At 69.0% G+C, this 21,529-nt stretch carries 19 protein-coding genes; 6 read left to right on the top strand and 13 right to left on the bottom strand.

The window, feature by feature from the left end; genetic code table 11:
- Positions 1–39 precede the first annotated feature (39 nt).
- Together LC452_RS17975 and pknB are read left to right on the top strand one after the other, a co-directional pair.
- The gene (locus LC452_RS17975; protein ID WP_223627827.1) at positions 40–1,200 is read left to right on the top strand and encodes a LysM peptidoglycan-binding domain-containing protein; all 1,161 of its coding nucleotides are present in this window, start codon (positions 40–42) and stop codon (positions 1,198–1,200) included.
- 78 nt (positions 1,201–1,278) lie between these two features.
- Positions 1,279–3,210, top strand: a complete 1,932-nt coding sequence (gene pknB, locus LC452_RS17970) for a Stk1 family PASTA domain-containing Ser/Thr kinase (protein WP_223627825.1) — start codon at positions 1,279–1,281, stop codon at positions 3,208–3,210.
- Between the two features lie 89 nt (positions 3,211–3,299).
- On the opposite strand, the gene LC452_RS17965 is transcribed toward pknB, so the two are convergent.
- Entirely contained in the window at positions 3,300–4,640 is a 1,341-nt protein-coding gene (locus tag LC452_RS17965) for a class II 3-deoxy-7-phosphoheptulonate synthase (RefSeq protein WP_223627823.1), read from the bottom strand.
- A gap of 37 nt (positions 4,641–4,677) precedes the next feature.
- Positions 4,678–5,376, bottom strand: a complete 699-nt coding sequence (locus LC452_RS17960; RefSeq protein ID WP_223627821.1) for a 1-acyl-sn-glycerol-3-phosphate acyltransferase — start codon at positions 5,374–5,376, stop codon at positions 4,678–4,680.
- A gap of 152 nt (positions 5,377–5,528) precedes the next feature.
- Here LC452_RS17960 and LC452_RS17955 point away from each other — a divergent pair, with 152 nt between their 5' ends.
- A complete protein-coding gene (locus tag LC452_RS17955) occupies positions 5,529–7,361 on the top strand; it encodes a long-chain fatty acid--CoA ligase (protein ID WP_223627819.1) in 1,833 nt (610 codons plus the stop codon).
- Between the two features lie 75 nt (positions 7,362–7,436).
- Here the strand turns inward: LC452_RS17955 and def are convergent, their stop codons facing one another.
- The 3 genes from def to LC452_RS17940 all read right to left on the bottom strand — a co-directional run bounded on the left by def (position 7,437) and on the right by LC452_RS17940 (position 13,264).
- Complete coding sequence (gene def, locus LC452_RS17950) at positions 7,437–7,928, bottom strand: peptide deformylase (protein WP_223627817.1); 492 nt, start codon at positions 7,926–7,928, stop codon at positions 7,437–7,439.
- Entirely contained in the window at positions 7,928–9,790 is a 1,863-nt protein-coding gene (locus LC452_RS17945) for an AAA family ATPase (protein ID WP_223627815.1), read from the bottom strand. The genes def and LC452_RS17945 overlap by 1 nt, the downstream gene beginning before the upstream one ends.
- Before the next feature lie 66 nt (positions 9,791–9,856).
- The gene (locus tag LC452_RS17940; protein ID WP_223627813.1) at positions 9,857–13,264 is read right to left on the bottom strand and encodes a pyruvate carboxylase; all 3,408 of its coding nucleotides are present in this window, start codon (positions 13,262–13,264) and stop codon (positions 9,857–9,859) included.
- A 92-nt stretch (positions 13,265–13,356) separates the two neighbouring features.
- On the opposite strand from LC452_RS17940, the gene LC452_RS17935 reads away from it, so the two are divergent.
- The gene (locus LC452_RS17935; protein ID WP_136054474.1) at positions 13,357–14,160 is read left to right on the top strand and encodes a ParA family protein; all 804 of its coding nucleotides are present in this window, start codon (positions 13,357–13,359) and stop codon (positions 14,158–14,160) included.
- A gap of 65 nt (positions 14,161–14,225) precedes the next feature.
- Here the strand turns inward: LC452_RS17935 and LC452_RS17930 are convergent, their stop codons facing one another.
- The 3 genes from LC452_RS17930 to LC452_RS17920 form a co-directional block, all read right to left on the bottom strand.
- Entirely contained in the window at positions 14,226–14,771 is a 546-nt protein-coding gene (locus LC452_RS17930) for a MerR family transcriptional regulator (protein ID WP_116636800.1), read from the bottom strand.
- 99 nt (positions 14,772–14,870) lie between these two features.
- Entirely contained in the window at positions 14,871–15,548 is a 678-nt protein-coding gene (locus LC452_RS17925; protein ID WP_223627811.1) for a MerR family transcriptional regulator, read from the bottom strand.
- Positions 15,548–16,033, bottom strand: coding sequence for an FHA domain-containing protein (locus LC452_RS17920; RefSeq protein WP_223627809.1), 486 nt, complete (start codon positions 16,031–16,033; stop codon positions 15,548–15,550). Before LC452_RS17920 ends, LC452_RS17925 begins: the two co-directional genes overlap by 1 nt.
- A gap of 100 nt (positions 16,034–16,133) precedes the next feature.
- Between LC452_RS17920 and LC452_RS17915 the strand changes: the two genes are divergently transcribed.
- Complete coding sequence (locus LC452_RS17915) at positions 16,134–16,784, top strand: copper resistance CopC family protein (protein ID WP_223627807.1); 651 nt, start codon at positions 16,134–16,136, stop codon at positions 16,782–16,784.
- A gap of 9 nt (positions 16,785–16,793) precedes the next feature.
- On the top strand, positions 16,794–18,191 hold the full coding sequence (lpdA, locus tag LC452_RS17910; protein ID WP_223627805.1) for a dihydrolipoyl dehydrogenase: 1,398 nt from the start codon (positions 16,794–16,796) through the stop codon (positions 18,189–18,191).
- Positions 18,192–18,254: 63 nt separating this feature from the next.
- Here the strand turns inward: lpdA and LC452_RS17905 are convergent, their stop codons facing one another.
- The 5 genes from LC452_RS17905 to LC452_RS17885 form a co-directional block, all read right to left on the bottom strand.
- Positions 18,255–18,965 (bottom strand): methyltransferase domain-containing protein, encoded by a 711-nt coding sequence (locus LC452_RS17905; RefSeq protein WP_223627803.1) that lies wholly within the window; start codon positions 18,963–18,965, stop codon positions 18,255–18,257.
- The gene (locus LC452_RS17900) at positions 18,962–20,128 is read right to left on the bottom strand and encodes a type III polyketide synthase (protein ID WP_223627801.1); all 1,167 of its coding nucleotides are present in this window, start codon (positions 20,126–20,128) and stop codon (positions 18,962–18,964) included. Before LC452_RS17900 ends, LC452_RS17905 begins: the two co-directional genes overlap by 4 nt.
- A 63-nt stretch (positions 20,129–20,191) precedes the next feature.
- Positions 20,192–20,809: a CYTH domain-containing protein gene (locus LC452_RS17895; RefSeq protein WP_223627799.1), complete on the bottom strand. Its 618-nt coding sequence runs from the start codon at positions 20,807–20,809 to the stop codon at positions 20,192–20,194.
- Positions 20,799–21,014, bottom strand: coding sequence for a response regulator (locus tag LC452_RS17890; RefSeq protein ID WP_116636791.1), 216 nt, complete (start codon positions 21,012–21,014; stop codon positions 20,799–20,801). The genes LC452_RS17895 and LC452_RS17890 overlap by 11 nt, the downstream gene beginning before the upstream one ends.
- A 17-nt stretch (positions 21,015–21,031) precedes the next feature.
- A complete protein-coding gene (locus LC452_RS17885; RefSeq protein ID WP_223627797.1) occupies positions 21,032–21,502 on the bottom strand; it encodes an A24 family peptidase in 471 nt (156 codons plus the stop codon).
- Positions 21,503–21,529: the final 27 nt, after the last annotated feature.

Raw genomic sequence — 21,529 nt, 5'->3', positions numbered from 1 at the left:
ACTTCCGTGTCAACGTGAGGTGCTCGAAAAGGGGGACCCTTGAGACAGAACACCGCCACGCGTCGTACGCGATATCTCCAACTCGGCATGCCCGCCGCCGTGATCGGCGCACTCGCCGGAACAATGGTCGCCGTCCCTGCCGAAGCGGCGTCGGCATCGAGCATCGTCGAGCGCCAGCGCTCTGCCGTCCGGCTGGTGCCCTCCCAGGTCGCGCCCGCCGCATACGTGGTGCAGCCCGGAGACACCGTCTCGGCGATCGCGGCGAACTTCGGCCTCCGCACGGTCGACGTGCTCACCTGGAACGGACTCTCCTGGCGCTCGGTGATCTACCCCGGGCAGACCCTGACCCTGGCTCCGGCCGCTGTGGTGGCTGCGCCCGTGGCGGTCGCGCCGACCGCGACGGTGCACACGGTCGTCGCCGGCGACACCGTGTACGGGATCGCGCAGAAGTACGGCACGACGGTCGACGCGGTGCTGACCGTGAACGGACTGACCCGCGCGTCGATCATCTACCCCGGTCAGACCCTCGCGGTGTCGGGCTCCGCCGCCGCACCCGCACCCGCCCCCGTCGCCGCCCCCGTGACCGTGGTGGCCCCGGTGGCCGTCACCGCTCACACGGTCGTCGCCGGAGACACGATCTTCGGGATCGCCCGGAAGTACGGCACGACCACGCAGGCGCTGTTCGCACTCAACGGCCTCGACTCGTCGTCGGTCATCTATCCCGGGCAGACCATCTCCGTGCAGGGCGCACCGGCACCGGCCCCCGCTGCCGCGCCGGCGGCCACGGCCACCGCGCTCACCGCGGAGCAGGCCGCGAACGCCGCGCTCATCATCCGCGTCGGGCGAGAGCTCGGCGTCTCCGACCGCGCCGTCGCGATCGCCCTCGCGACGGGCATGGTCGAATCGGGACTGCGCAACCTCGACTGGGGCGACCGCGACTCGCTGGGCATCTTCCAGCAGCGTCCGAGCACGGGCTGGGGAGCCCCTGCCCAGATCATGGACGCCGACCGCAGCACGCGGGTCTTCTACGGCGGCCCGAGCGACCCGAACGGCCAGATGACGCGAGGCCTGCTCGACATCCCCGGCTGGGAGAGCATGGCCTTCACGGATGCCGCGCAGGCCGTGCAGATCTCCGCCTATCCCGACAAGTACGGCCAGTGGGAAGCGCAGGCGTACAGCTGGCTCGCGCTCTACGGCTGAGCCGCACACGGAAAACCCACAGCCCTCAGGGGTGAGCCGTTCCCCTGTCTTTCAGGCAGTTCTCCATAGAATTCTGACGTGACGACCAATCATCAGGCCGACCCCCTCATCGGGCGGCTTGTCGACGGCCGCTATCGCGTACGGGCACGGATCGCCCGCGGCGGGATGGCCACGGTCTACGTCGCGACCGACCTCCGACTCGAGCGGCGCATCGCGCTCAAGGTGATGCACGCGCACCTCAGCGACGACTCCGCCTTCCAGAGCCGCTTCATCCAGGAAGCACGCGCAGCCGCCCGCCTCGCGGATCCGCACGTCGTCAACGTGTTCGACCAGGGCCAGGACGGCGAACTCGCCTACCTCGTCATGGAGTACCTCCCCGGCATCACCCTGCGCGAGCTGCTCCGCGAGCAGAAGAGGCTCACGATCCCCCAGACGATCACGATCATGGACGCGATCCTCGCCGGCCTGTCCGCCGCGCACCGCGCCGGCATCGTGCACCGCGACGTGAAGCCCGAGAACGTGCTGCTCGCCGAGGACGGCCGCATCAAGATCGGCGACTTCGGTCTCGCCCGGGCGACGACGGCCAACACTGCGACCGGACAGCAGCTGCTCGGCACGATCGCCTACCTCGCTCCGGAACTCGTGACCCGTGGCACCGCCGACGCACGCAGCGACATCTACGCGCTCGGCATCATGCTCTACGAGATGCTGGTGGGCGAGCAGCCGTACAAGGGCGAGCAGCCGATGCAGATCGCCTTCCAGCACGCCACAGAGTCGGTCCCCCGGCCCAGCGTGCGCAACCCCTCGGTTCCCGAGCCGCTCGACGAGCTCGTGCTGTGGGCGACCGAGAAATCCCCCGACGAACGCCCCGACGATGCGCAGCAGATGCTCGACCGTCTGCGTGAGATCGAGCGAGAGCTCGGCATCGCCCCCGCCGTCGCCGCCGCGACCATGTCGCAGCGCAGCCAGGGCGACTCGGGCGATCTGACCAAGGTGATGCCGAGCACCATGGTGATCGCCGACCCGACGGCGCCGGTCGCCCCGGCGATCGACAACGCCACGATCCTGCGACGGCGCGCGTCACGGCGCCGAGCGCGAGGAGCCTTCCTGCTCACGCTCGTGCTGCTGCTCGCGGTGCTCGCCGGCGGGGTCGGCTGGTGGTTCGGCTCGGGCCCCGGCTCTCTCATCGCCGTGCCCGACGTCGCCGGGTCGACATACGATCAGGCCGCTGAAGCGCTCACCGCCGAGGGACTCACTCCCGTGCGCGGCGAGGAGTACTCGGTCGACGTCGAGAAGGACCTGGCGATCCGCACCGACCCTCAGGCCGGCGACCGGCTCGAGAAGGGCGTGGAGGTGACCGTGCTGATCTCGCTCGGTCCCGAGCCGCACACGGTGGAGGCACTCAACGGCAAGACCGAGGACGATGCTCGCGCCTACCTGGAGACTCTGAACGTCACGGTCGCCGACGAGACCCTGGAACTGTTCTCGGACGCTGCCGCGGGCGTCGTCATCAACGCGTTCCTGACTCCGCGAGCGGGTGGCGACCCGATCGCGTGCGGTGACGGCTGCGAACTCTTCGAGGCCGACACGATCGACCTGTACGTATCGCTGGGCCCCCTGCCGGATGTCGCCGACACCTCTGTGCAGCAAGCCACTCAGGCCCTGACCGACAAGGGCCTGAACGTCGTCGGAGAGCGCGTCGAGCAGTACAGCGACTCGATCGCCGAGGGACGCGTCATCGGCTTCGCCGATCGCGCCACAGAGGGCAACTGGCGCCCCGGCGACGATGTGAAGCTGATCGTGTCGATCGGGCCGGAGCCGATCGAGATCCCCGACGTGTCGGGCATCTCGATCCGCGACGCGGTGAAGAAGCTGCAGGATGCCGGATTCAAGCCCGTCACGGCCGCGCCCGAGCTCGTCTGGGACATCTTCACCGCGACGCGCACCGACCCCGAGGCCGGAGAGTCTCGCGTGCGGGGCTCGGAAGTGCGCGTCTTCGCCGCCGGCTGACCCCCTCGCGCGCTCCGCTGTCGAAGCCCCGATGCAGAGAACCCGCCCTCGCGATCGACGTGAGGGCGGGTTCTGCTCTGTGGGACGGCTCAGCGCTTCTCGAGCTCCTCGGCCACGAGGAAGGCGAGTTCGAGCGACTGCATGTGGTTCAGGCGAGGGTCGCACAGGCTCTCGTAGCGCGTGGCCAGAGCAGCCTCGTCGATGTGCTCCGAGCCGCCGAGGCACTCGGTGACGTCGTCGCCGGTGAGCTCGACGTGGATGCCGCCGGGGAAGGTGCCCACCGCGCGGTGCGCTTCGAAGAAGCCACGGACCTCGTCGACGACGTCGTCGAAGCGACGCGTCTTGTAGCCGGTCGGCGTGGTGATGCCGTTGCCGTGCATGGGATCGGTGACCCACAGCGGCTGCGCACCGGAGTCGCGGACAGCCTCGAGCAGCGGCGGCAGCGCGTCGCGGATCTTGCCGGCGCCCATGCGGGTGATGAACGTCAGGCGTCCGGGCTCGCGCTCCGGGTCGAGCTTGTCGATCAGGGCGAGCGCGGTCTCCGGCGTGGTCGTCGGTCCGAGCTTGACGCCGATGGGGTTGCGGATCTTCGAGAAGTAGTCGACGTGCGCGCCGTCGAGATCGCGGGTGCGCTCACCGATCCACAGGAAGTGCGCCGAGGTGTTGTACGGCGTGTCCGTGCGGGAGTCGATGCGCGTCATCGGGCGCTCGTAGTCCATCAGCAGGCCCTCGTGGCCGGTGAAGAACTCGACGCGCTTGAGCTCGTCGAAGTCGGCGCCCGCCGCCTCCATGAACTTGATGGCACGGTCGATCTCGGAGGCCATGCGCTCGTAGCGCTGGTTGGCCGGGTTCTGCGCGAACCCCTTGTTCCAGGAGTGCACCTCGCGGAGATCGGCGAATCCACCCTGCGTGAAGGCGCGGATGAGGTTCAAGGTGGAGACCGCCGTGTGGTACCCCTGCAGGAGACGGCCGGGGTCGGCCTGCCGGGAGCCCTCGGTGAAGTCGTAGCCGTTGACGATGTCGCCGCGGTAGGCCGGCAGCGTCACATCGCCGCGGGTCTCGTTGTCGCTCGAGCGCGGCTTGGCGAACTGGCCGGCCATGCGCCCCATCTTGACGACGGGCATCGAAGCGCCGTAGGTGAGCACGACGGCCATCTGCAGCACCGTCTTGATGCGGTTGCGGATCTGCTCGGCGGTCGCGCCGGCGAACGTCTCGGCGCAGTCGCCGCCCTGGAGGAGGAATGCCTGGCCGGATGCCGCGCGAGCGAGGCGATCGCGGAGGTTGTCGACCTCGCCCGCGAAGACCAGCGGCGGAAGCGTGGCGATCTGACGGGAGACGTCGGCGACGCGGTCCGCGTCGGGCCACTGCGGCTGCTGCTTGATGGGAAGCGAGCGCCAGGCATCAAGGGCGTCGATGTGGTGCGGGAGCATGCCTCAAGCCTAGTGGTCGGCGTGCACCCCAGACGCTCTACGAGCCCCGTGTGACGCGGGACGGGAGGCGGTCCTTCACGGTCGACGCGTAGACGTCCTCGTACTCCTGCTGGCCGAGGCGATGCAGGGCCACCATGATCTCGTCGGTGACGGACCGCAGGATGTATCGGTCGTTCTCCATCCCGGCGTAGCGGGAGAAGTCGAGCGGCTCGCCGATGACGATCCCGACGCGCATGATGCGGGGCAGGCGCTGCCCGATCGGCATGGCGGTATCGGTGTCGACCATGACCACCGGGACGACCGGGACCTTGGCCTCGAGCGCCATCCGGGCGATGCCGGTGCGCCCGCGGTAGAGCTTGCCGTCGGGACTGCGGGTGCCCTCCGGGTAGATGCCGAGCAGGTCTCCCGCGCCGAGCACCTGGAGTCCGGTGTTCAGCGAGGCCTCCGAGGCCTTGCCGCCGGATCGATCGATCGGGATCTGGCCCGTCGCACTCATGAAGAACTTGGTCACGAAGCCCTTGATGCCGCGGCCGGTGAAGTAGTCGCTCTTGGCGAGGAACGACATCCGTCGGTCGATGACGAGCGGAAGGAAGACGGAATCCGCGAACGAGAGGTGGTTGCTGGCAAGGATCGCCGCACCGTTCGCGGGCACGTTCCTCCGTCCCGCGATCCAGGGGCGGAAGATCGCCTTGACCACGGGGCCGATCACGACGTACTTCATCAGCCAGTAGAACATCGAGGTGAAGTCTAGCGCCGCGCCCGGCATCCGCTCGGGTCTTGTTCGTTCTCGCCTGCGGATCGCGACTCAGTCCCAGCAAAGTTGCGATTGAGTGTCATGCCCTAGACTCAAGACCACACACCTGCCCGACCGGTACCGAAGGAGCTGCCGTGGTCCAGTTCGAAGTCCCCGCGATCGTCCCCGCCGACCCCGAGGCAAACGTCTCGGACCTCTTGTTCCAGCGCGTCAAGGCCACCCCCGACCGTGCACTGTTCTCGGTCCCGGAGGGCGACGGCTGGCGCGACATCTCCGCCGCCGACTTCCAGACGGCCGTGATCGCCCTCGCGAAGGGCTTCGCCGCTGCCGGCATCCAGCCCGGCGAGAAGGTCGGATTCCTCGCCCGCACGACGTACGAATGGACGCTCGTCGACTTCGCGCTGTTCTACGCCGGCGCCGTGATGGTGCCGATCTACGAGACCAGCTCCCCCTCGCAGATCCAGTGGATCCTCGAGGACTCCGGCGCGATCGCCCTCGTCGTCGAGTCGCCCGAGCACTTCGCCCGCGTCGACGAGATCCGCAGCGAGGTCCCCCTCATCCGCGAGATCTGGCAGCTGCACCTCGGCGCGATCGACACGCTGACCGCAGGGGGCGCCTCGATCACCGACGACGAGATCGAGCGTCGACGCAACCTCGCCATCGGCTCCGACATCGCGACGCTCATCTACACCTCGGGCTCCACCGGACGCCCCAAGGGCTGCGTGCTCACGCACAGCAACTTCGTCGAGCTCACCCGCAACTCCGCGAAGGCGCTGAACGAGGTCGTCGAGACCCCTGGAGCGTCGACGCTGCTGTTCATCACGACGGCCCACGTGTTCGCGCGGTTCATCTCGATCCTCGACATCCACGCCGGCGTCCGCACCGGTCACCAGCCCGACACGCGTCAGCTGCTGCCCGCGCTCGGCTCGTTCAAGCCGACCTTCCTCCTCGCGGTCCCCCGCGTGTTCGAGAAGGTCTACAACTCCGCCGAGCAGAAGGCCGAGGCCGGCGGCAAGGGCAAGATCTTCCGGGCCGCGGCGGATGTGGCCATCGAGCACTCCAAGCTGCTCGAAGAGGGCAAGAAGATCCCGTTCGGGATGAAGCTCAAGTTCGCGCTCTTCAACAAGCTCGTCTACGGCAAGCTCCGTGAGGCGATGGGCGGCAACGTCGTCTACGCGGTGTCGGGCTCCGCTCCCCTGGGCCCCCGTCTCGGCCACTTCTTCCACAGCCTCGGCGTCGTGATCCTCGAGGGCTACGGCCTCACCGAGACGACGGCACCGGCCACGGTGAACCTGGCGGACAAGTCCAAGATCGGCACCGTCGGCCCCGCACTTCCCGGCGTCGGCGTGCGCCTCGGCGAGGACGGCGAGATCGAGGTCCGCGGCGTCAACGTGTTCAAGGAGTACTGGAACAACCCCGAGGCCACGGCCGAGGCGTTCAGCGACGGGGGCTGGTTCCGCACCGGCGACATCGGCAGCTTCGACTCCGAGGGCTTCCTCACGATCACCGGCCGCAAGAAGGAGATCATCGTCACAGCGGGAGGCAAGAACGTCGCCCCCGCCGCGCTCGAGGACCCGATCCGTGCGAACCCGATCATCGGCCAGGTCGTCGTCGTCGGCGATCAGCGCCCGTTCATCTCCGCGCTGGTCACGCTCGACCCCGAGATGCTCCCGACGTGGCTGGCGAACAACGGTCTCGACGCGAAGATGTCGTTGCAGGACGCTTCGCGCAACGAGGCCGTGCGCGCCGAGGTGCAGCGGGCGGTCGACGGCGCGAACTCGCGAGTGTCGCGCGCCGAGTCGATCCGGAAGTTCACGATCCTCGAGTCGGAGTGGACAGAGGCGTCCGGCCACCTCACGCCGAAGCTCTCCATCAAGCGCAACGTCATCATGAACGACTTCGCCGACGAGGTCTCCGCGATCTACGACGAGCCCGTATCGACGACGAACGTCGCGATCGGCGGCTGACCCGTCACACAGGAAAGGCCCCGCCGGTGCGGGGCCTTTCCTGTGTGCTGTGCGTGCGGGATGAAGCCTCGAGTGTCAGAACCAGTCGCTCTCGCGCACCTCGCGCATCGCCTGCTTGCGCGTCTCAGGATCGAGGCGCGAGAGGAACAGCTTCCCGTCGAGGTGGTCCGTCTCATGCTGGAGCGCCTGGGCGAGAAGGCCCTCGCCCTCGAGCACCACGGCGTTCCCGTCGAGATCGATCCCCTCCACACGCGCCCACGGGTGCCGCTGAGCATCGTGCCACAGACCGGGGACGGACAGGCACCCCTCGCCGGTCGGCACGGGCTCGCCCCTGACCTCGGTGAGCACCGGGTTGAGCACGTACCCGATGTCGCCGTCGATGTTGTAGCTGAAGGCGCGCAGCGCCACGCCGATCTGCGGGGCGGCGACACCGGCGCGACCGGGAAGCTCCACGGTCTCGACGAGGTCGGCCACCAGCGCGCGCACGCCGTCGTCGATCTCCTCGATCGGAGCGCACACCGTACGGAGCACGGGGTCGCCGAAGATGCGGATCTCGCGCACCGTCATCAGGCGGCCTTCGCCCGCAGGCCCTCGACCAGCAGCGCGGCGAGCTGACGCGCGGCGATCCGCGTCTCGGGCAGCAGGTTCGCGAACACGATGGTGCCGCCGCCGGCGATCTGCGGGTCGTACGGCATCCGGATCACACTCTTGGCCCGCGTGGCGAAGTGCGTCTGCAGCTCGTTCAGGCGCACGAGCGGCGCTCCAGGGGTCGACTGGTTCAGCACGACGATCGCCTCGCGCGCCTGCTCGGCGTATCCGTTGGTCTCGAGCCAGGTGAGCGTCTCCGACGCCAGACGCGCCTCGTCGACGCTCAGCCCCGACACGATGACGATCTGGTCCGCGAGATCGAGCGTCGCCGACATCACGGAGTGCACGATGCCCGTCCCCGTGTCGGTCAGCACGAGCGAGTAGTAGTGCGCGGCGACACCGGCGACGTCGCGGTAGTCGCTGTCGCTGAACGCCTCGGCGATCCGGGGATCGGCGTCGGAGGCGAGCACGTCGAGGCGGGTGGCATCACGCGCCACGATGGCCGAGATGTCGTGATATCCGCGCACGTCGTCGTGGATCCGCACCAGATCGCGGACGGACTTGTTGTGTTGCGGTCGCACGATGCGCTCGGCGAGGGTGCCGCGATCGGGGTTGGCGTCGACGGCGATCACGCGGTCCTCGCGCGCATCGGCCAGGGCCATTCCGAGGAGGGCGGTGATCGTCGTCTTGCCGACGCCGCCCTTGCGGGACAGCACCGGGACGAACCGCGCTCCCCCAGTGAGTGGAGCGGCGATCCGGGCGGTCAGCGCCTTGCGCTCGCGCGCACGCCGGCCGTCGCCGATGTTGATGCGGCGTCCGGACACGGTGTAGAGGAAGTGGCTCCAGGCCCCCTCGGGTTCCGGCTTCGTGACGCGGTGGGGATCGAGCAGCCTGTCGGCGGTGAGCAGATCCGCGGACTCGCGCGAGGAGTCGCCGAAATCATCCAGACGCTTGGAGGTCAGCGTCACGTCCGTGCGGGAGGACGCCCTGGTGGGCTGCGGGACGACGGATTTCTCGTCGGGAGTGGACACGGCTTCGGTCTCCTTCACGGCGGGCGGGCGCACAGCAGCTGTCACGACGGGGGCCTCGGCGGGATCGGCGGTCGCCCTGGCCAGGAACCGCGCAGCGACGGCGGCTTCCTCCGCGTGCGTCTCGGAGACGTCCGGATCGGGCACGGCGGCGGGTTCGGTCTTCGCGGCGATCGGCGCGAGTTCGGGTTCGGGCTCGCGTTCCTGAGTCGGCTCGGGCGCGACCTCGGCCGCGGGCTCGGCCTCGGGTTCCGGTTCGGGTTCCTGGGCGGGCTCGGGTTCCTGGGCCGGCTCGGGTTCCCGGGCCGGCTCAGCCTCAGCCTCAGCTTCAGCTTCAGCCTCAGCCTCGGCGATCGACTCGGGTTCCGGGGCCTCGTCGGCAGGCTCGGGCTCCAGCTCCGCCACGTGGACGATCTCCTCGGGCGGGACCTCCGCCGCGGCGGGCGCGATCGGCGCGGGCTCATCGATCACGATGGGACCGATCACGATGCCGGGCTCCTTGCCGGTCGACGAGTCGGGCCTGCCCGGCTTGTCCTTCGACGAGACCGGAGCCTTCAGCACAGGCTGAGGGACCGGCGCCGAGACCGCCTTCCGGTCGGTCACCACCGGCAGCTCGTCGATGACGAGGTCTCCGACGACCTCTCCGTCGACGACGGCTTCGTCGTCGAGATCGTCGTCATCGTCCTTCGGCAACGTGACGCTCACCTGGGCCGTCCCGCCGAGGATCCCGATGACGGCCGTGTCCACGGACGCGGCGTCATCGAGCACTCCCAGCGGGTTCTCTTCGGGGTCTGTGCTGTTCTTCGGGGTCACGATGTCACTCCAAGCCTGCGCGGGCCTCGGGTGCGCACGCAGTGCGCGGCCCTCGCCCGCACAAGATTAGTGTGCGGGACGGATGACGACCAAAAGATCTCCGGCATCCACCTGCTGCGTCTCGCCGATCGCATGGCGCTCGATCACTCCGTCGACGGGAGCCGTGATGGCGGCTTCCATCTTCATCGCCTCGATGGATGCGATCGGTTCGCCTGCCCGCACCGCGACGCCGACCTCGGCTTTCAGCGTGACGACACCGGAGAACGGCGCGGCGACCTGACCGGGAACGGAGGTGTCCGCCTTCTCGACCTGATGCGCCTCGACCGCGACGGATCTGTCTCGCACGAAGACCGGCCGGAGCTGGCCGTTGAGGGTCGTCATCACGGTGCGCATGCCCTTGTCGTCGGCGTCGCCGATGGCTTCAAGGCCGATGAAGAGCTGCACGCCGCGATCGATCTCGATGCGGTGCTCCTGGCCCTGGACGAGCCCGAAGAGGTAGTCGCTCGTGTCGAGCACCGAGAGGTCTCCGAACAGCTCGCGCCGCTCGAGGTACTCCTTGGTCGGCGCGGGGAACAGCAGCGCATTGAGCCGGGCGCGACGCTCTGCACTGGTGCCTGCGAGGGCCGCCTCGTCCTCCGCCGAGATCTCGGTGAGTCCGAGGCGCACCGAGCGCCCGGCGAGCACCTTCGTGCGGAACGGCTCCGGCCACCCCCCGGGAAGATCCCCGAGTTCGCCCGCCATGAATCCGACGACCGAGTCCGGCACGTCGTACTTCTCCGGGTTCGCCTCGAAGTCCGCGGGATCCGCCTTCACCGCGGCCAGGTGCAGCGCGAGGTCGCCGACGACCTTCGACGACGGCGTGACCTTCGGCACACGACCGAGGATGCGGTCGGCGGCGGCGTACATGTCCTCGATGAGCTCGAAGTCGTTCGCGAGTCCGAGAGCCTTCGCCTGCTGGCGGAGGTTCGAGAGCTGGCCGCCGGGGATCTCGTGGTGGTACACGCGCCCCGTGGGTCCGGGGAGTCCTGACTCGAAGGGCGCGTACTGCCGGCGCACCGCCTCCCAGTACGGCTCGAGGTCGGACACCGCGTCGAGGGCGATGCCGCTGTCGCGGTCGGTGTGCGCCAGCGCGGCGACGAGCGACGACAGCGACGGCTGACTCGTGGTGCCCGACAGCGGTGCCGATGCGGCATCCACCGCATCCACGCCGACGGCGCTGGCGGCGAGCAGCGTCGCGAGCTGGCCACCGGGCGTGTCATGGGTGTGCAGGTGGACGGGGAGGTCGAAGCGCTCACGCAGCGCCGCGACGAGCTTCGCAGCGGCGGCGGGACGGAGGAGCCCCGCCATGTCCTTGATCGCGATGATGTGGGCGCCCGCGGCGACGATCTGGTCGGCGAGACCCAGGTAGTAGTCGAGCGTGTAGAGGTTCTCGGCAGGGTCGAGGAGGTCGCCGGTGTAGCAGAGGGCGACCTCGGCGACGGCGGTGCCGGTGTTGCGCACGGCCTCGATGGCCGGGCGCATCTGCTCGACGTCGTTGAGAGCGTCGAAGATGCGGAAGATGTCGACACCGCTCGCGGCCGCCTCGGCGACGAACGCCTCGGTGACGGCCGTCGGGTACGGGGTGTAGCCGACGGTGTTCCGCCCGCGCAGCAGCATCTGGATCGCGACGTTCGGCAGTGCGGCGCGCAGCTTGTCCAGGCGCTCCCACGGGTCCTCACCGAGGAATCGCAGCGCGACGTCATAGGTCGCGCCGCCCCAGGCCTCGACCGAGAGGAGTCCCGGAGTGAGCCGCGCCAAGTACGGAGCCGCGGCGACGAGGTCCTTGGTGCGGACCCGCGTGGCCAGCAGGGACTGGTGCGCATCGCGGAAGGTGGTGTCGGTGATCGCCAGCGCGGTCTGCTCGCGCAGGCTGCGGGCGAAGCCCTCAGGACCGAGCTCGAGCAGGCGCTGACGCGATCCCGCGATCGGCTCGGCCGACAGGTCGACGGCGGGGAGCTTCGTCACCGGGTCGACGACACCGGGGTGCGCGCCGTTCGGCTTGTTGACGGTGACGTCGACCAGCCAGTTGAGCAGCCGCGTCCCGCGGTCCTTGGAGGCCCGTCCGCGCAGGAGATCAGGGCGCTCGTCGATGAAGGAGGTGCTGACATCGCCGGCGATGAACGCATCGTCGTCGAGCAGCGCCTGCAGGAACGGGATGTTCGTCGAGACGCCGCGGATGCGGAACTCGGCCAGCGCTCGACGTGCACGCGCGACGGCTGCCGGGAAGTCCCGGCCGCGGCACGTCAGTTTCGCGAGCATGGAGTCGAAGTGCGGGCTGATCTGCGCGCCCTGGTGCACGGTGCCGCCGTCGAGGCGGATGCCGGCGCCGCCGGGAGAGCGGTAGGTCGTGATCTTGCCCGTGTCGGGGCGGAAGCCCTGCGTCGGGTCCTCCGTGGTGATGCGGCACTGGAGGGCCGCGCCGCGCAGGTGCAGGTTCTGCTGCTGGAGACCCAGCTCGGCGAGCGTCTGACCGGCAGCGATCCGCATCTGGCTCTGCACGAGGTCGACGTCGGTGACCTCCTCGGTCACGGTGTGCTCGACCTGGATGCGCGGGTTCATCTCGATGAAGACGACCTCTCCCGTGCGCTCCCCCGCGGTCTCGAGCAGGAACTCCACGGTTCCGGCGTTCTCGTAGCCGATCGAGCGAGCGAACGCCACCGCGTAGCCGTGCAGGGCCGTGCGGATGCCGTCGTCGAGGTTCGGCGCCGGAGCGATCTCCACGACCTTCTGGTGACGCCGCTGCACCGAGCAGTCGCGCTCGAAGAGGTGCACCGTCTCGCCCGTCTTGTCGGCGAGGATCTGCACCTCGATGTGACGGGGACGCAGAACCGCCTGCTCGAGGAACATCCGCGCGTCGCCGAACGCACTCGCCGCCTCCCGCATCGCCTCGGCGAGAGCGGGCGCAAGGTCGCCGAGCGTCTCGACACGGCGCATCCCGCGGCCCCCACCGCCGGCCACGGCCTTCGCGAACAGCGGGAAGCCGATGCCCTGTGCCTGAGCGACGAGCGCCTCGACATCGTCGGACGCCTCCGTGGAGCGCAGCACCGGCACGCCGGCCTCGATCGCGTGGCGCTTCGCCTCGACCTTGTTCCCCGCCATCTCGAGCACGTTCGCCGGCGGACCGACGAAGACGATGCCGTTCGCAGCCGCCTTCTCCGCGAGCTCCGGGTTCTCCGAGAGGAACCCGTACCCGGGGTAGATCGCATCCGCACCCGCCTCGAGCGCGACACGGATGATCTCATCGACGTTCAGGTAGGCGCGGACGGGATGACCGCGTTCGCCGATCTCGTATGCCTCGTCCGCCTTGAGCCGATGGACGGATCCGCGGTCCTCGTGCGGGAAGACCGCGACGGTGCGCGCCCCCACCTCGTACGCCGCTCGGAAGGCCCGGATCGCGATCTCGCCGCGGTTGGCCACAAGGATCTTCTGGAACATGCACACCTCTGAGAGCTCGATGCACGCCGTTTTCGACGTGCAGGGGCGGGGCTGAGTGTCCCCTCAGCCTAGGGGAAGGTAACGTGGTCTCCGTGCACGTACTCAGCGTCAGCTCTCTCAAGGGGGGCGTCGGCAAGACGACCGTGACACTCGGGCTGGCCTCAGCGGCTTTCGCTCGGGGAGTCCGGACTCTCGTCGTCGACCTCGACCCGCAGTCCGACGTCTCCACCGGGATGGACATCCAGGTGGCCGGACGACTCAACATCGCCGATGTCCTGGCGAACCCGAAGGAGAAGGTCGTCCGTCAGGCGATCACCTCCAGCGGCTGGGCGAAGGTGCATCCCGGCACGATCGATGTGCTCATCGGCAGCCCGTCCGCCATCAACTTCGACGGTCCGCACCCGAGCGTGCGCGATGTGTGGAAGCTCGAAGAGGCTCTCGCGGCCGTCGAGGCGGATTACGACCTCGTGCTGATCGACTGCGCCCCGTCGCTGAACGCGCTCACCCGCACGGCCTGGGCCGCGAGCGATCGCGTCATGGTCGTCACCGAGCCCGGCCTCTTCTCCGTCGCCGCCGCCGACCGCGCCCTCCGCGCGATCGAGGAGATCCGCCGCGGTCTCTCCCCGCGTCTCCAGCCGCTCGGCATCGTCGTCAACCGTGTGCGTCCGCAGTCCATCGAGCACCAGTTCCGCATCAAGGAGCTCCGCGACATGTTCGGACCGCTCGTCCTCGCGCCGCAGCTTCCCGAGCGCACCTCGCTGCAGCAGGCGCAGGGTGCGGCGAAGCCGCTGCACATCTGGCCGGGAGACTCCGCGCAGGAGCTCGCCGCCGACTTCGATCAGCTGCTCGACCGGATCATCCGCACCGGACGCATCGCGCTCCCCGAGACCGTCTGACGCTCAGCGACACGGAAACGGCCACCCTCTTCGGAGGGTGGCCGTTTCTCGTGAGATGCGAAGGATCAGGCGGAGCGCTTCGAGCGGCGCGCCGAGAGCTCGTCGACCGGGTCGGGCGCGGTCGGGTCGAACGCGACGAGCGTCGACTCCACCTCGCGGAGCACCTTGCCGACGGCGATGCCGAACACGCCCTGGCCGCGGCTCACGAGGTCGATGACCTCGTCGTTCGACGTGCACAGATAGACGGAGGCGCCATCGCTCATCAGCGTGGTGCCGGCGAGGTCACGGATGCCGGCACGACGCAGCTCTTCGACCGCCGTGCGGATCTGCTGCAGGGAGATGCCGGTGTCGAGCAGGCTCTTGACCAGCTTGAGGACCAGGATGTCGCGGAAGCCGTAGAGACGCTGCGAACCGGAGCCGCTCGCGCCGCGGACGGTGGGCTCCACCAACTCGGTGCGTGCCCAGTAGTCCAGCTGACGGTAGGTGATGCCGGCGGCACGAGCGGCGACTGCGCCGCGGTAGCCGACCTCGTCGTCCATGGCCGGAAGACCGTCCGTGAAGAGGAGTTCGGGTACGAACCGCGGGTCGCCTGTGAGCTCATCCGCATTCATCTGAAATCCTCCCTGGAACGGTTATCTCCACGGTAGAGCAGTGCTCGGGCACCGGCAATGACATCCGTGGGACACCGAAGGTGTGTCGCAATCAGTTCGTTACGAAAGCGCCCGCGACAGCGCGTCCTTGACGAAGAGCGTGCGCACTTCGTCGATCTTCGACGCCAGTTCGGGTGCCAGTTCGCTCGCCTTGGCACGCGACGCGGCATCGGTCCGCCGCAGCAGCGACGACATGGCCGACTCGATGAGGGCGACCTCACGCTCGGCTCCCTGACGGAGCGAACGAAGATGCCGCGGCTCGATCCCGTGGCGATCCAGGGCGACGAGTCCGCGCAGCAGAGTCACGGTCGCCTCGGGATAGTTCTCCTGCGCGGTGATGACGCCGGTGCTGATGGCGTCGTTCAGCAGCTGGGGTCCGGCCCCGGCTGCCGCAAGGAGCTCGGCGCGCCGATAGCGACGCGGGGCGGGGGTGATCGAGGGCGGCGGCGCGAGCGACGCATCCCCCGCGCCGTCGTCGAGCTGTTCGCGGATGACGCTCAGCGGAAGGTAGTGGTCCCGCTGCAGGGTGAGGCCGAGACGGAGCCGTTCGATGTCGGCCGCCGAGAACTTGCGGTAGCCGGATTCGGTTCGCGAGGGGCTGACGATGCCCTGCACCTCGAGGAATCGCAGCTTGCTGGAGGTCAGGTCGGGGAACTCCGGAGTGAGACGCGCGAGCACCTGACCGATACTCAGCAGGCCCGCGGACGCTGAGCGTTCGCGGGCGGGAGTGGCCGCCATCAGGCGTTCGCCGCCTGACGGTCGTGGGGCGAGGCGAAGAAGTTCAGACGGAACTTGCCGACGCGGAGCTCGGAGCCGTCGATCAACGGGCTGCGGTCGACCCGCTCGCCGTTCACGTACGTGCCGTTGAGCGAGCGCTGGTCGATGATCTCGAACGTCGCGCCGGTGCGAGTGATCTCCGCATGGCGGCGCGAGACGGTGACGTCATCGAAGAAGATGTCGGCCTCGGGGTGTCGCCCCACGGTGGTCACGTCGGTGTCGAGAAGATACCGGGCGCCCGCGAGAGCACCGGAGCGGACCAGCAACAGGGCCGATCCCGTCGGCAGTGCCGCGATCGCGGTCTGCTCGACGTCGGTGAGCTCCACACCGAACGGCACGAACGACAGGTCCGAATCGTGCCCGAACGTCTGCGTCACGTCGTGTTTCTGCTCGCCAGAGCGGTGGATCGCGGCTTCTCCGGCCGGTCGGCTGTCGCTGTCAGTCACTGTGCCCTCCTGGTTGTCCAGACTAACGGATGCCGAGGGGCTCGCGGGAGGCCGCGTTCATACTCAGCCATCACATACCGGCGATTCCTAGGCTGGACCTGTGAAGACCACAGCCCTGCGCCGCTCCGCCGCGCCCGTCGCTCTCGCCGCGACCCTCCTCGCCGCCTTCCTCGTTCTGTTCTCCCCGCTCTCGGCATCCGCCCACGACGCGCTCGTCTCGTCGTCGCCCGCGGCCGACAGCTCGGTCGACGTGCTGCCCGCCGAGCTGACTCTCACCTTCAGCGCGAAACTGATCGAGGGCGAAGGAGCGACCGAGGTCGTGGTGACCGACCCCGAGGGGAACACGGTCACCGACGGTCCGGCGACCGTCGACGGCGCCGTGGTGACGCAACCGCTCGTGTCCTCCGCTCCCGCCGGTCAGTACCACGTGATCTGGAAGGTCGTCTCGAGCGACGGGCACCCGACCTCCGACGAGTACTACTTCACCGTCACGACAGGCTCCGAGGCCGCACCCTCCGAGCAGCCCAGCGCCGCACCGACCAGCGCGGCACCCAGCGAAGCGGCATCCGAGGCACCCGACGCGACGACCACCCCGGCCCCGGACGCGGACGCGGGATCGGGTTCCACCACGTGGATCTGGGTCGTCTCCATCGTCGGCATCCTGATCATCGTGGCCCTGGTGGTCTGGCTCTCGGTCCGCGGGCGACGGAGCGGCCCCGACGCCGATTCCGACCCCTCCCCGGAGCGATAGGCTTAACGCATGCCCCATTACGATGTCGTCATCCTCGGTGCCGGTCCTGGTGGATACGTCGCCGCTGTCCGCAGCGCACAGCTCGGCCTCTCCACGGCCATCATCGAAGAGAAGTACTGGGGCGGTGTCTGCCTCAACGTCGGCTGCATCCCCTCCAAGGCGCTCCTCAAGAACGCGGAGCTGGCGCACACCCTGAACCACAAGGCCGACTTCTTCGGCATCTCGGGTGAGTTCACGATCGACTACGGCAAGGCGTTCGACCGCAGCCGCGTGGTCGCCGACGGGCGCGTCAAGGGCATCCACTTCCTGATGAAGAAGAACAAGGTGACCGAGTACGACGGTCGCGGCACCTTCACCGGCCCGAAGGCGATCTCGGTCGCGAAGGCAGACGGCTCGACGGAAGAGGTCACGTTCGACAACGCGATCATCGCGACCGGCTCGCGCGTGCGCCTGCTGCCGGGTGTCGAGCTGAGCGAGAACATCGTCACGTACGAGGAGCAGATCCTCAGCCGTGAGCTGCCGAAGTCGATCGTCATCGTCGGCGCCGGCGCCATCGGCATGGAGTTCGCCTACGTGATGACGAACTACGGCACGAAGGTCACGATCATCGAGTTCCTCGACCGCGCCCTCCCCAACGAGGATGCCGACGTGTCGAAGGAGATCACGAAGCAGTACAAGAACTACGGCGTCGACATCCTCACCTCGACCAAGGTCGAGACGGTCGTCGACAACGGCTCCTCGGTCACCGTCACCTACACGGGCAAAGACGGCCAGCAGGCGTCGATCGAGGCCGACAAGGTGCTCATGTCGGTCGGCTTCGCCCCGAACACCGAGGGCTTCGGACTCGACGCGACCGGCGTCAAGCTCACCGAGCGCGGCGCGATCGACATCGACGACCACATGCGCACGAACGTCGAGGGCATCTACGCGATCGGCGACGTCACCGCGAAGCTGCAGCTCGCCCACGTCGCCGAAGCGCAGGGCGTCGTTGCGGCCGAGACGATCGGCAAGGCCGAGACCATGACCCTCGGCGACTACCGCATGATGCCCCGCGCGACGTTCTGCTCGCCGCAGGTCGCCTCGTTCGGCCTCACCGAGCAGCAGGCCAAGGACGAGGGCCGCGACATCAAGGTCGTCAGCTTCCCGTTCATGGCCAACGGCAAGGCGCACGGCCTCGGCGAGCCCGTCGGCTTCGTGAAGCTCATCGCCGACGCCGAGCACCTCGAGCTCATCGGCGCCCACATGATCGGCCCCGATGTCGCGGAGCTCCTGCCGGAGCTGACCCTCGCGCAGAAGTGGGACCTCACGGCTCTCGAGCTGGCCCGCAACGTGCACACCCACCCGACGCTGTCGGAGGCGCTGCAGGAGGGCTTCCACGGCCTCGCAGGTCACATGATCAACTTCTGACCACACGGTCGGTCGCAGGAAGGCCCCGGTTCCCTTTTCGAAGAGAGCCGGGGCCTTCCGGCGTCAGAGTTCCAGCCGCAGCTCCACCCGTGCGGGAACGCCTCTGCGGACCTCCCAGTCCGGCGTGACGATCGCGGCGAGTTCCGTCGCCGTGTACGAGCGGCGGATGCTGAGGAGCCCGTCCACGCGGATGAACGAATCCGCCAGGAGATTCCGGGACAGGAGTCCCGTGACCGCGGCGAACGATGCGTACGCCGCGCGTCCGCGGGCGATGTCATGATGGGCCGCCAGCCCTCCGGGCGCGAGCAGTCGCCGGGAGTCGTCGAGTACGGTCCGCAGCTCCCGGTCGTCGAGATGGTGCAGCACGTGGTTGGAGAGCACGACGTCGAACGTCTCCCCCGCATCCGCGAGTTCCGTCGACAGGGCGCAGCGGTATCGCACCCCGGCACCGCGGTCGTGCGCGGCGGCCCAGCGGATCGCGCGCTCATCGGAGTCGAGGGCCGTGATCTCCGCCTCGATCCCGTCGTGACGGAGACGTCCGGCGAGGAACCGGCACAGATCCCCGCCGCCCGCACCGATGTCGAGGATGCGCAGCGGTCTCGCTCCCGCCGCGCGCGGCCTGATGTCGCGCCGGTAGATCCGTCCCGGCCGCGAGACCACGGCGTTGATGAATCCGAAGCGTCCGTATGTGCGCGCCAGCATCCGCTCATCAGCCTGCGGGTCGTCCATCAGTTCGCGGACGTCGACGTCCCGAACCGAGAGTCCGCGCGTCATGACTCCGCGGGGGCGGTCACGGTCATCAGCGCGCTCTCGGCCGTGAGGCCGGGTCCGAAGGCCATCGCCGACACGCGATCACCGACCTGGGCGCCCTCCTCCTCGAGGATGCGCTTGAGCACGAAGAGCACGGTCGCGCTCGACATGTTGCCGTACTCGCGCAGCACCTCCCTGGCCGGGTGCAGCTGCACGTCGGTGAGGTGCAGCTTCTCCTGCACGCGATCGAGGATGCTGCGCCCTCCCGGATGGATCGCCCAGTGCTCGACCTCTCCGCCGACGGCCCCCTCATCGAAGGCTCCGACCAGGTCGTCTTCGGGAGCGTAGAGCGGTCGCATGGCGCCGATGATCGTGTCGCCGATGATCTGCGGCACGGTCGTCGCGAGGATCATCTCGAACCCGGTGTCGCCGATCGTCCAGGCCATGGCCTTCTCGCCCTCCGGCGCGATCGCGGTGTGGAAGCGGTCGAGGCGCAGACCGGTGACCGGTGACGGCAGATCACGCGCGGTCACGATGCCCGCCGCCGCGCCGTCCGCGAACAGCGAGGAGGCGACGATCGTGTCGGGGTCCTCGGAAGACCGCAGGTGCAGCGTGCAGAGCTCGACGCTGACGACCAGCACGACGGCGTTCTCGTCGGCGGCGCAGAACTGGCTCGCGGCACGGAGCGCGGGCATCGACGCGTAGCAGCCCATGAAGCCGAGGTGGTAGCGCTGCACACTGTCGGAGAGCCCGAGCGCCCGCACGATCTCGTACTCCGGGCCGGGCGCGTGGAAACCGGTGCACGACGCGGTGATGACGTGCGTCACGTCCGCCGCTTCGAGGTCGGGGTCGGCATCGAGAGCCAGGCGCGCCACGTCGACGAAGAGCCGACCCGCCTCACGCGTGTAGACATCGTTGCGGGCCCTCGTTCCGGGTGCGAGAAGCGCGCCGGATCGACGGTCGTAGAACACCGGGTCGGTTTCTGGGGTCTGCGAGTCCTGAGAGAGCTCGTCGATCACCGTGTGCCGGGTGTCGATGCCCGACACGTTGAACGACGTCGACACGATCCGCTGCGCCAGCCGCCCGAGATCGGGCTGCGCGGCGAAGATGTCGCGCACCTCGTCCTGGTGGAGGACGGTGTCGGGGACGATCGTCTGCAGCGATCGAAGCACAGGCGGTCGGCTCATGCTGTCACTCAAGCACGCGCCGAGCTGCGCCGGAACGGGGTTGCGCGCGGCGTCGACATCCGATCAGGATCCGAGCGCACGGGCGAGCTTGGATCCGGAGGAGGCGTCACGGCCTCCCGCGGCGCGCACGGCCCGTTCGACAGCGGCGAAGAACTCCTCGCGGCCTGCCTCGTCGGCGGGTGCCGCCGGACCGAGCTCCATCTCCCACTCCCTCCATTCGCGCTGCGTGCCACGACGGAGATCGGTCGCGCGCACCCGGTCGTCGACGAACTCCGCCACGACCCCGTCCTGCCCTGTGAGCAGGTACGCGGTGCGGTCGTTCTCGATCCGGGCGAGAGGGGTCAGAGGCTCGGTCGTCCAGGTGGAGACGGTCTCGGCGACGGCATCCGGGAGCTCGTCACCGTCCGCGAGCGGCCAGCCGAGCTCGAGACGTCCGTCGCCCTCCCGCGGGCCCTTGACGTGCCAGCCCTCATCAGGACCTCCGGTGCGACGACGGAGCGCGACTCCGGAGCGGGCGAGCGCCCCGTCCACGGTGTCGAAGTAGCGGGCGTCCAGCGCCCTGGCCTCTCCGCTCGACACCGCATCGACGCCCGGTACCGCGTTCCAGTCCGGAAGCGGCGTCTCGACATCGACGTCGTACTTGCGCTCGACCTCGACCGTGCGAGACGGCTCAGTCGTCATCGTTGAGCGTGAGGTCCTCGAGGGCTTCGTCGAACCAGTAGTCGATCTCGGTGGGACCGTCTTCCGGCCCCGTGTTCTGGGGCTCGCCGCGGCGGTTGTACACCACCTGCGTCTCGCTGTAGGGGACGATCAGCTTGTCGTCCGCGTCGCCGAGAGGGATGATCTGCCCGTCGAGCGGGCCGCCGTGAAGTCGTGCGAGTGCCATGCGTTCAGCGTAGCCCCTCACCCGATGAAGACGCCGAACACGGCACCCGCGATCATCCACGGGCCGAACGCGATGCGGGTCGTGCCGTCCGCGCGCCGCAGGAGGACCAGCGCGAGGGCGTATAGGGATCCGAGCACGAAGGCGGAGGCCGCACCGACCACGAGCTCCGACCAGCCGTGCCACGCCAGGACCAGGCCGATCACGGCGGCGAGCTTCACATCACCGCCGCCCATGCCCGATCGGCTGATCAGCCGGAGCAGGGCGTAGAACCCGCCGAGGACGAGCATGCCGAGCAGGGCGCGGACCATCGCACCGCTCTCCCCCGTGACCACGGCATCGATCACGACGAGCGCGATCAGCGCCGCCAGGGTCGGCAGCACGATCCGATTCGGGAGGCGGTGCGTGCGGACGTCGATCACGATCAGCCATCCTCCGACCCCCAGCAGCGCACCGTGCGCGAGGGCGACGAGCGCGAGCCGGGGATCCATCCCGGCAGGTTAGGAGATCCGCGGATG

The sequence above is a fragment of the Microbacterium sp. EST19A genome (assembly GCF_019969685.1).
Taxonomy (GTDB): domain Bacteria; phylum Actinomycetota; class Actinomycetes; order Actinomycetales; family Microbacteriaceae; genus Microbacterium.
The sequence above is the reverse complement of the archived record's forward strand: the minus strand, read 5'-3'. Positions and strand labels throughout refer to the sequence as shown.

What these genes read in the sequence shown, in the direction of transcription:
- LC452_RS17965 (WP_223627823.1), bottom strand. Translation starts at nt 4,640, where the DNA reads ATGCTCCCGCACCACATCGACGCCCTTGATGCCTGGCGCTCGCTTCCC.
- LC452_RS17960 (WP_223627821.1), bottom strand. Translation starts at nt 5,376, where the DNA reads ATGTTCTACTGGCTGATGAAGTACGTCGTGATCGGCCCCGTGGTCAAG.
- def (WP_223627817.1), bottom strand. Translation starts at nt 7,928, where the DNA reads ATGACGGTGCGCGAGATCCGCATCTTCGGCGACCCCGTGCTCCGTACG.
- LC452_RS17940 (WP_223627813.1), bottom strand. Translation starts at nt 13,264, where the DNA reads ATGTTCCAGAAGATCCTTGTGGCCAACCGCGGCGAGATCGCGATCCGG.
- LC452_RS17930 (WP_116636800.1), bottom strand. Translation starts at nt 14,771, where the DNA reads ATGAATGCGGATGAGCTCACAGGCGACCCGCGGTTCGTACCCGAACTC.
- LC452_RS17925 (WP_223627811.1), bottom strand. Translation starts at nt 15,548, where the DNA reads ATGGCGGCCACTCCCGCCCGCGAACGCTCAGCGTCCGCGGGCCTGCTG.
- lpdA (WP_223627805.1), top strand. Translation starts at nt 16,794, where the DNA reads ATGCCCCATTACGATGTCGTCATCCTCGGTGCCGGTCCTGGTGGATAC.
- LC452_RS17905 (WP_223627803.1), bottom strand. Translation starts at nt 18,965, where the DNA reads ATGACGCGCGGACTCTCGGTTCGGGACGTCGACGTCCGCGAACTGATG.
- LC452_RS17900 (WP_223627801.1), bottom strand. Translation starts at nt 20,128, where the DNA reads ATGAGCCGACCGCCTGTGCTTCGATCGCTGCAGACGATCGTCCCCGAC.
- LC452_RS17895 (WP_223627799.1), bottom strand. Translation starts at nt 20,809, where the DNA reads ATGACGACTGAGCCGTCTCGCACGGTCGAGGTCGAGCGCAAGTACGAC.
- LC452_RS17890 (WP_116636791.1), bottom strand. Translation starts at nt 21,014, where the DNA reads ATGGCACTCGCACGACTTCACGGCGGCCCGCTCGACGGGCAGATCATC.
- LC452_RS17885 (WP_223627797.1), bottom strand. Translation starts at nt 21,502, where the DNA reads ATGGATCCCCGGCTCGCGCTCGTCGCCCTCGCGCACGGTGCGCTGCTG.